This window comes from Metabacillus sp. YM-086 (genome assembly GCF_048059995.1).
Classification (GTDB): Bacteria; Bacillota; Bacilli; order Bacillales; family Bacillaceae; genus Metabacillus; species Metabacillus litoralis_B.
Genome location: NZ_JBLUOI010000139.1, coordinates 1 through 6,853, shown reverse-complemented (window position 1 = coordinate 6,853; position 6,853 = coordinate 1). Strand labels below are relative to the sequence as shown.

At 36.6% G+C, this 6,853-nt stretch carries 9 protein-coding genes and 1 rRNA gene; all 10 read right to left on the bottom strand.

The genetic code is table 11. The features are described from left to right. Window positions 1-68: ribosomal RNA gene (locus ACEWK1_RS27025) — 16S ribosomal RNA — on the bottom strand; the annotation flags it as partial. A gap of 286 nt (window positions 69-354) precedes the next feature. Continuing rightward, window positions 355-1,854 carry a lysine--tRNA ligase gene (gene lysS / locus ACEWK1_RS27020; protein ID WP_212138679.1) on the bottom strand — a complete coding sequence of 500 codons (1,500 nt, stop codon included), beginning with the start codon at window positions 1,852-1,854 and terminating at the stop codon, window positions 355-357. Between the two features lie 96 nt (window positions 1,855-1,950). Then, window positions 1,951-2,952 (bottom strand): tRNA dihydrouridine synthase DusB, encoded by a 1,002-nt coding sequence (dusB, locus tag ACEWK1_RS27015; RefSeq protein WP_212138680.1) that lies wholly within the window; start codon window positions 2,950-2,952, stop codon window positions 1,951-1,953. A gap of 26 nt (window positions 2,953-2,978) precedes the next feature. Beyond that, window positions 2,979-3,182: a helix-turn-helix domain-containing protein gene (locus ACEWK1_RS27010; RefSeq protein ID WP_212138681.1), complete on the bottom strand. Its 204-nt coding sequence runs from the start codon at window positions 3,180-3,182 to the stop codon at window positions 2,979-2,981. Then, window positions 3,134-3,661 (bottom strand): 2-amino-4-hydroxy-6-hydroxymethyldihydropteridine diphosphokinase, encoded by a 528-nt coding sequence (gene folK / locus ACEWK1_RS27005; protein ID WP_212138682.1) that lies wholly within the window; start codon window positions 3,659-3,661, stop codon window positions 3,134-3,136. The genes ACEWK1_RS27010 and folK overlap by 49 nt, the downstream gene beginning before the upstream one ends. Further along, window positions 3,658-4,020 carry a dihydroneopterin aldolase gene (folB, locus tag ACEWK1_RS27000; RefSeq protein ID WP_212138708.1) on the bottom strand — a complete coding sequence of 121 codons (363 nt, stop codon included), beginning with the start codon at window positions 4,018-4,020 and terminating at the stop codon, window positions 3,658-3,660. The genes folK and folB overlap by 4 nt, the downstream gene beginning before the upstream one ends. Then, window positions 4,013-4,864: a dihydropteroate synthase gene (folP, locus tag ACEWK1_RS26995; RefSeq protein ID WP_212138683.1), complete on the bottom strand. Its 852-nt coding sequence runs from the start codon at window positions 4,862-4,864 to the stop codon at window positions 4,013-4,015. The genes folB and folP overlap by 8 nt, the downstream gene beginning before the upstream one ends. 13 nt (window positions 4,865-4,877) lie before the next feature. After that, on the bottom strand, window positions 4,878-5,738 hold the full coding sequence (gene pabC / locus ACEWK1_RS26990) for an aminodeoxychorismate lyase (protein WP_212138684.1): 861 nt from the start codon (window positions 5,736-5,738) through the stop codon (window positions 4,878-4,880). A 5-nt stretch (window positions 5,739-5,743) separates the two neighbouring features. Next, window positions 5,744-6,328 (bottom strand): aminodeoxychorismate/anthranilate synthase component II, encoded by a 585-nt coding sequence (pabA, locus tag ACEWK1_RS26985; RefSeq protein WP_212138685.1) that lies wholly within the window; start codon window positions 6,326-6,328, stop codon window positions 5,744-5,746. Window positions 6,329-6,338: 10 nt separating this feature from the next. Then, on the bottom strand, window positions 6,339-6,853 hold a 515-nt coding region (locus tag ACEWK1_RS26980), incomplete at its 5' end, for an anthranilate synthase component I family protein (RefSeq protein ID WP_416636836.1).

Sequence of the window (6,853 nt, the reverse complement as noted above, 5' to 3'; positions counted from 1 at the left end):
CGCTCGACTTGCATGTATTAGGCACGCCGCCAGCGTTCGTCCTGAGCCAGGATCAAACTCTCCAATAAAGAGTTGATGTAGCTCATAAAATTTGTACTATATAGTACGTTTTTTTGTTAATAAAAATTAACGTTGGCACGCTTGGTTTTGTTTAGTTTTCAAAGATCATTGTTTAACAACAACTTTTATATTATAACAAACTTCAAAACTTAAAGTCAACAGTTTTTTTATTTGTTATTTATGTGTTATCTGCCTGTTTCGCAGCAACGTATTCTAATATACCATCGTAAACAAACTTACGCAAGTACTTTTTTGAAAAAATTAAACCCCTGCGTTTTTTGCAGGGGTTCTTTCTTAACGATGTCTCATTTGCGGGAATAGCAATACATCACGAATAGAAGGAGAGTTCGTTAAAAGCATTACTAAACGATCAATTCCAATTCCTAATCCACCAGTTGGAGGCATTCCATATTCTAGAGCTTCAATAAAGTCTTCATCCATCATATGAGCCTCATCATTACCTTGCTCACGCTCTTTAAGTTGTGCTTCAAATCTTTCCTTTTGGTCAATTGGATCATTCAGCTCTGTGAAGGCATTTGCATGTTCACGAGCAACGATAAACAACTCAAAACGGTCAGTGAAACGATCATCATCATCGTTTTTCTTAGCTAAAGGAGAGATTTCAACCGGGTGACCGTAAATGAAAGTAGGTTGAATTAGTTTCTCCTCTACTTTCTGTTCAAAGAATTCATTTACAATGTGACCATATTGCATATGTTCAGCAATCTCTACATTATGTTCTTTTGCAAGACTTCTAGCTTCTTCAATCGTCATTTCCTTCCAGAAGTCAGCACCCGTATGTTCTTTAATGGCATCTACCATATGAAGTCTTGTCCATTTTGGTTCGAGATTTACTTCATACTCTCCATATTGTACAGTTGTTGTTCCTAAGACTTCTTTTGCACAATGAGCTATGACATTCTCAGTTAATGTCATGATATCTTGATAATCAGCATAAGCCTCGTAAAGTTCAATCATTGTAAATTCAGGGTTATGACGAGTAGATATTCCCTCATTCCTGAACACACGACCGATTTCATACACTTTTTCTAATCCACCTACGATTAAACGCTTTAGATGCAATTCGATAGCGATACGCATGTATAACGGCATATCTAATGCGTTATGGTGTGTAATAAACGGGCGTGCAGAGGCACCACCTGGGATAGAGTGCATAGTTGGCGTTTCAACCTCTAAATATCCTTGGTCATCTAAATAACGTCGCATTGCTTGAATAATTTTACTACGTGTAATAAATGTTTTCTTGCTTTCAGGACTCATGATTAAATCTACATATCTTTGACGGTAACGTTGTTCAATATCTTTTAAACCATGGAATTTATCCGGTAGTGGACGTAATGCTTTTGTCAGCAATTCGAACGATTTCACTTTAATCGATAGCTCGCCAACCTTAGTTTTAAATACTACACCCGTTATTCCAATAATATCTCCAAGATCAGCCGTGTTGAAAATCTCATATGCTTCGTCACCAACTGCATCTTTTCGAACATAGATTTGAATTTGACCTGATAAGTCTTGGATATGAGCAAAGCCTGCTTTACCTTTACCACGCTTCGTCATAATTCTTCCCGCTATTGTAACTGTTACTTCTTTTTCATCTAGTTCTTCTTTTTCTAATCCTTCGTAGTTAGCAATGATATCTTCCGTTTGATGTGTTCTTTCAAATCGCTTACCGAATGGATCTAACCCTTTTTCTCTTAAATTATGTAATTTCTCACGTCTAACTTTGAGTTGGTCACTCAATTCTTCTTGATTCATTTCTTCCTGACTCATACTAACACTCCTATCTATACAAATTGAAAAGCAGAAAACTGCCAGGAATACTGGCAGTAAAAACAGCAAAACAATAGATACTACTAAACTGAATATTTAACCTGCTTGGCTAGCACTATCTTCTTTTGCTTCCATCTCTAAAACAAACTCACCTAATAGATTAACAAATTCATCTCTAGTGTTCATTAAATTGATGTCATTACGGACCTTTGCATTACCTCTAATACCCTTTAGGTACCAGGCAGCATGCTTTCTCATTTCTCGAACTGCTACATTTTCATTTTTTAACGATATTAGGCGATCTAGATGAAGCTTGCACACTTCCATCTTCTCACGCACACCAGGTTCATCCATCAATACGCCAGTTTCTAAAAATTTAACCGTACGATAAATCATCCATGGATTCCCTAGTGCTGCACGACCGATCATAACACCATCAACACCTGTTTCATCTAACATGCGCTTAGCATCTTGAGGTGTTGTAACATCACCATTTCCTATTACAGGAATGTTAACAGATTCTTTTACTTCTTTAATGATATCCCAATTTGCTGTACCTTCATACATTTGTACTCTGGTACGACCATGAAGAGCCACTGCTTTACCACCTGCGCGCTCTATCGCTTGGGCATTTTGAACGGCATAAATATGATCATCATCCCAGCCCATGCGCATTTTAACTGTAACTGGCTTATCTACCGCTTCTACAACTGCCGATACCATGTCATAAATTTTGTTTGGATCTAAAAGCCATTTTGCCCCTGCATCACATTTTGTGATTTTCGGAACTGGACATCCCATGTTTATATCAATAATATCAGCTGTTGTATTTTTATCAACAAATTTAGCCGCTTCAACAAGTGTATCCTTTTCACCACCGAATATTTGTAAGCTTAGTGGCTTTTCACGTTCATCAATATATAGCATTCCCATTGTTCTTGCATTTTTTAAAAGGATAGCTTTATCACTTACCATTTCAGCGCATACTAATCCAGCGCCAAACTCTTTAACTGTTAATCTAAAAGCTGCATTACATACTCCTGCCATTGGGGCTAAAACGACTCTGTTCTTTAATTCGATATCGCCAATCTTAAACATTCTGCATACCTCCTTTTGCTTGTAGTTTAGTTTGGGGTTAATTCCTCTACTGTTACATTAAGGGATTTTGCTACATCCTCTATAAACTCTTTGCTGGGTTCGCGATTTCCTCTTTCTATTTCGCCTAATACAGAAACAGAAACACCAAGATCCTTGGCAAAACTCTCTTGGGTGTATCCTTTTAATTTTCTATAAGCGCGAATACGTCTACCCCATTTTTCTGCTTCCATATTCGTACTCCTTCTTTATCTTGTAATTGATCTATGATAGTTGAAATTGGTTTATCTAAAGTAGGAATGCTTATGTCTTTGTTTAATTCATACAAAGGGATAAGAACAAATGCTCGTTCATGCATTCTAGGATGAGGAACAATTAATTGTTCTGCTTCAATATTTTCATGATTATACAACAAAATGTCAAGGTCTAAAGTTCGTGGCCCCCACTTTACTTCCCTTTTTCGGTCAAGTAGTTTTTCAATTTCTTGGAGAGAAAGAAGAAGCTGATATGCTGTTAAATCAGTGTTAGCACGAATAACCATATTTAAAAATTGGTCTTGATCTGTGAAGCCAATCGGATCTGTTTCATAGATCGAGGAAATATCTACCACACTTATAGAAGGATGTTGATTGATTTTCTTTATAGCATCGAGAAGATATCTTTCCCGATTCCCCATATTCGAACCAAGTGCTATATAAACATCATTTTTCATGTTCTTCCCCTTTTAATTTCAACAGCAACTTCCTTATAATGTCCAGGAATTGGAGGGTCTGGCTTAATCACTTTCACTTCACAAAAAAGAATAAGCGGAAATTCTGTTAGTAATTTTTTTGCGATTTGTTCTGCCACAGATTCTACAAGCTTATAAGGCTTACCTTCAACTATTTCCTTGCAGCATTTATATAAAGATGCATAGTTCACACTATACTCTAATTCATCTGTTTCCCCAGCCTTTTTTAAGTCTAACTCAACAGCTAGGTCTACTCTAAACCGTTGACCCAGCTTATTTTCCTCTTGAAATACACCGTGGTATCCGTAAAAGTCCATCCCGTTTACATATATTTTATCGATTGTTTACTCCTCCCTTCCCAAGCATAACGTCCATCATTTTAGCCATTCTGGACATCTCTAACACATCATGTATTCTCACAATATGACATCCCTTTTGGATTCCTAAACAAACAGTTGCACCAGTTCCCTCCATACGTTCTGTTGGAGGAACATCCAGAATATGTCCTATAAACGATTTTCTTGAGGTACCTAACAACACAGGATATCCTAGTTGGACGAAAGCATCGAGATTTCTCATCACTTCAAGGTTATCATCCATTGTTTTCGCAAAACCGACCCCTGGGTCAAGAATGATTTTCTCATCCTTAACTCCCGCTTCTTTTGCAATCGCCACAGACTCCATTAGGTCTACAATCATATCAGGTATAAGTTGTTCATAATTCTTATTTGCTCGGTTATGCATAAGAATAATCGGTACATCGTATTCTGCAGCAACCTTTGCCATATTTGGATCTGCCTTCGCTCCCCAAACATCATTAATGATCGATGCTCCTGCTTCTATTGCTTGTTTAGCTACTTCCGCTTTATAAGTATCAATTGATATTGGAGCTTTAATGACTCGTGAAAGATTTTTTATAACAGGAATAACACGATCTAACTCTTCCTCCTGAGTGACAGTACTAGCTCCAGGTCTAGTTGATTCTCCACCAATATCAATAATATCTGCACCATGTTGTAGCATTTCCTCTGCACGTTCAATCGCAAGGTCTATGCTGCTAAACTTTCCACCATCAGAAAATGAATCAGGTGTTATATTTAAGATCCCCATGATTAAGGTTTTATCATGATAATTAAGAACATAGTCACCACATTCAATAATCTGTTGCTTCGTTAAAGTCTTCATTTTCCTCAATCCTTTATAACTCTTGTATACTTAATAGTTTGGTCTTATAGTGATTATACAAGTCAGTTAACTTCTTACTGTACTCCCCTTCATTCCCTTGGAAATATTGCTCATCTATTTTTTTAACTGAAACAATCTCTTGAGAGGAATTTGTTAAGAACACCTCAGTAGATCCAAACAAATGTTCTTTATCGTAAAAACCTTCATAAAAAGGTATTTCTAATTTCTCCAAACACTTGATGATAAACTGTCTTGTGATTCCATTTAAAATTCCTGTTTCTAATGATGGTGTGTACAAAGTGCCTTTCTTCACCCAGAAAATATTAGAAACAACCCCTTCTGCCACGTACCCTTTTTCAGTTAGAAAAATACCTTCCAAATCTGGAGTTACTTGAAGTTCACGCTTTCCTAAAATATTGTTTAGGTAGTGATGGGATTTTAATCGTTCCCTTCCTTCAGGTGTGTTTCTTCTTAATTTAAGTATCGACGCTTCCTTTTCGATCCTATTAACTGATGGAGCTTTTCTAATAAAACACATAATGGTTGGCTTATCATAATCCTGAAGTAGTTTCCCAACTTCTCCAATGCCAGCTGAGATGTTTAACCGAACTGTAACATCTTCATTTTGACAAGCGTTTATCCTTAAAAGCTCCTGAATCATCTCATACATTTCTTCATAATCAATTTGATATGTGATCCCTAATTCATCAACTGCATGTTTGAGCCTTGCTAAATGATCATGTAGTAAAAAAGGAAAACCCTTATAAATTCTAAAGGTTTCAAAAACCCCTAATCCATAAAGAAAGCCATGATCAAATGGAGAAATCGTGGCTTCTGAATCTTTTATAAACTGTGAATTAATGTATATATACACACCTATTAGCTCTTTTCTACAGGTTTATATTGAGTAATAAAGTTTCTAAGAAGGTCTTTACCGAATGTTGTCATAATTGACTCAGGATGAAATTGCACCCCTTCAATTGGTAATGTTTTATGGCGGAGGGCCATAATTTCATTTTCATCCGTCCATGCTGTTACTTCTAAGCAATCCGGTAACGTTTCATTTTTTACAATTAATGAATGATAACGCGTAGCAGTAAATGGATTCTCCATTTCTTTAAAGATTGTCTCGCCGTTGTGATGCATCTCAGATGTTTTCCCATGCATCAAACGCTCGGCACGTACTACATCGCCACCGAATACTTGTGCAATTGACTGGTGACCGAGGCACACTCCAAAGATAGGAATTTTCCCAGCGAAATATTTAATTGCTTCCATGCTAATACCAGCTTCATTAGGGCTACATGGTCCAGGGGATATCATTAAAAATTGCGGATTCAACTCTTCAATTTCTGCGATCGTGATCTCGTCATTTCTCTTAACAACCAATTCTTCCCCTAATTCACCTAAATACTGTACTAAGTTAAATGTAAATGAATCATAATTATCAATCATTAAAATCACTATACTCACCTCAACCTAATATTTTCTCTTCTTTGCTCAACTCAATAGCTTGGACTAACGCTCTTGCCTTCTTTAAAGCTTCTTTATATTCATAATCTGGATTAGAATCAATAACAATCCCAGCACCAGATTGAACATACCCAAATCCATCTTTCGTGATCATTGTACGAATGACAATATTTAATTCCATATTTTCATCAAAGCCGATCCAACCTATTGAACCTGTATAAATTCCTCTTCTGGTTGGTTCAAGCTCTTCAATAATTTCCATTGTTCTTACTTTAGGTGCTCCTGTAATTGTACCACCTGGGAAGGTCGCTTTGATAACATCTGCATAATTTGCTTCTTTTTTTAATGTCCCTTTCACATTTGAAACTATATGCATCACATGTGAGTATTTTTCAATGACCATAAATTCATTTACATGAACAGAGCCATACTCACAAACTCTCCCAAGGTCATTGCGCTCCAAATCAACAAGCATCACATGTTCGGCTCTTTCTTTTTCATTTTCAACCAACTCAT